Source organism: Edwardsiella sp. A.80236 (genome assembly GCF_044540725.1).
Lineage (GTDB): Bacteria > Pseudomonadota > Gammaproteobacteria > Enterobacterales > Enterobacteriaceae > Edwardsiella > Edwardsiella tarda.
Genome location: NZ_JBIUCY010000048.1, coordinates 1 through 2,517, shown reverse-complemented (window position 1 = coordinate 2,517; position 2,517 = coordinate 1). Strand labels below are relative to the sequence as shown.

Genomic DNA, 2,517 nt, shown 5'->3' with positions numbered 1-2,517 from the left:
CGATCGGACAGACTCGCCAAAGCTACGCAATGGCTCCCTAATCCGATCTTGCGGCGAGCGGTGAGAATTAACAGGGAAGGGTTATACACAGATTCTGTGGGAAAGCAGGCGCGCAAGCTGTGCAGCAAGCGCCAACAAGAGACGCAGGAACCCCGTTTTTCCATAGGCTCCGCCCCCCTGACGAGCTTCACAGAAATTCAGTAATTTCCGGTGCTCAAGTCAGAAGTGGCGAAACCCGACAGGACTATAAAGATCCCAGGCGTTTCCACCTGGTAGCTCCCTCGTGCGCTCTCCTGTTCCTACCTTGCGGTTTATCGGTGTCTATCCGCTGTTATGGCCGCGTATTCTCATACCACGCCTGACACTCGATTCCGTTTAGGTAGTTCGCTCCAAGCTGGACTGTTTGCACGAACCCCCCGTTCAGTCCGACCGCCGCGCGTTGCTGGGTAACTCGTCGCATGATTCCAACCCCAACACGCACAAAACATCGCCACTGGCGGCAGCCATTGGTAACTGGGTTCACGGAGCTTTTAAAGGAGTTCTTGAAGTGGACACCTGACTGCGGCTACACTGAAAGGACAGATTTGGTGACTGCGCTCCGTTTAAGCCAGTTACCACGGTTCAGAAGTTCCCCAACTTACTGAACCTTCGAAAAACCACCTAGCCGGGTGGTTTTTTCGTTTACAGAGCAAAGAGATTACGGCGAGAGCATTAGGATCTCAAGAAGAACCTTACAAAAATTTTCGTGTAAAATACAACCGATCATAAAAAGAACGTATCAAAACATTTTTTATGTTATGTAGAACTACAGTTATATTAATCAAGCATTATAAAATCTTTTTGTTAAAAAACAGAATAAACCATAACTATAAATAAAAAAACAACTAGCACAGGAGTAAATATGATTAGTTTTATTTTGTCGTCATGGAAATGGTTTATAAGCTCACTAACAGTAATTATTAACCTAAGTAAATACATACGAAATTATAGAGGAATAAAGAAATCAGACCCAAGAACATTCACTATAGCGACAAAAACAAAATACGGATCAACAACTTATACAACTGGAAGGGTTATAAAAATAAATCTATGGAAAGTGATTATTGAAGGGTATCAGGTGGAGGATATAATTAGTAATAATGGCATTTTCACGATAAAACTATATTCAATTCATGGAGTTTGTTATCACCAAGATACTCATTCTTATGTGGCAACAAAAAACAACATGACTAATCACACTTAATAGCAATTACTATTCTATGTATAGATCTACCACTTCCCCCATTATCATAAAATCAATAAAACTAGCATATTTACCATAACGTCCGCTCGGCGCACCGCCTCAGACGCGCTGAGCACGATTCTGAGGCGTTATCGGCAAAAGACGCAGCTTCGTACCCCCAAGACGGCCAAAATCGCGCAGGATGATTCTGGCGTCGTTGCATAGCCATTCACGACACTGCATGACGGCCAGACTCAGCGCCAATCGACCACCAACCCCCGATTTTTACCACCTCAGCGTTACCCGGTAACGGTGATCGGTGGCCGGAATTTTTTCGGGCGCCGATCATCGTTGGACAAGCGCCAGCGCGTCAGTAACGCCAAAAGTTTTGCATGCAAAAAAATCTGCCGGGTGTCGGGGCGCATCGCCCTGACCGGGGGTTTTGTGTGCCGCCAACTCTTGGCGGTGCTACAAAACATACCCTGTCCCTGGGTTGAGTGGTTTTGAGGTTCGTAGAACCGCATGGGGTTGGGTTGCAAAGGGGCACCCTTTGGCACGCCGATTGTGTAACGGGGATTTTCCCCGTGTATACATCGGTCTCGTGCCTGTAGTTCATAACATGTGTCTACAGACACACCTACCAAAATCAGGCGTTGAACCCCGTCACGCCTGCTGTGTACGGTCTGCAAACACCCCGTTTACAGGACGTTTTGCCATGACAACGAAAACCACCACCCTGAGCATCCGGATCAGCAGTGAAATGCGTCACGAACTGGAAGCCCTCGCCGAGAAGAACCGGCTATCGCTGAGCGACTTTGTGAAACGCACACTACGTGAAAATATGACCGGTCGGCGATTTGAGCAGGCGCAGAACGATCTCACCCGGCTGGAGTCCTCAGCACGAGACATCGACAGGCAGACAGCAAAACTGGCCAGCGCACACCGGGAGCTACTAGAGAAGACACAGAACAGGGGTGAAAAGATGCTGGAGATAATCGCCGCCGTACAACGGCAGACAGGGGATCTGAGCACTGCGATCGATGGCATCAGGAAGCGGGAGCGCTGGGAACGGTTTACCACGCTGCTGATCTGCGCCATGTTCCTGCTGATTTTCGGGTTTGTGGGAACCTACGCCGCTTACTGGTTACTGATCAGCTAATCACGGAAACACCGTGCGAACGCGCTAAAGCCCAACCATCAGGAGCTATTCCGCTTCCTCGATCGGACAGACTCGCCAAAGCTACGCAATGGCTCCCTAATCCGATCTTGCGGCGAGCGGTGAGAATTAACAGGGA

1 protein-coding gene is annotated in these 2,517 nt (G+C 48.6%); it reads left to right on the top strand.

The window, feature by feature from the left end; all coding sequences use genetic code 11:
• Window positions 1-1,937 precede the first annotated feature (1,937 nt).
• Complete coding sequence (locus ACEQFP_RS17345) at window positions 1,938-2,381, top strand: hypothetical protein (RefSeq protein ID WP_396464371.1); 444 nt, start codon at window positions 1,938-1,940, stop codon at window positions 2,379-2,381.
• Window positions 2,382-2,517: the final 136 nt, after the last annotated feature.

Coding starts and splice junctions, on each gene's coding strand:
- ACEQFP_RS17345 (WP_396464371.1), top strand. CDS start 1,938: ATGACAACGAAAACCACCACCCTGAGCATCCGGATCAGCAGTGAAATG.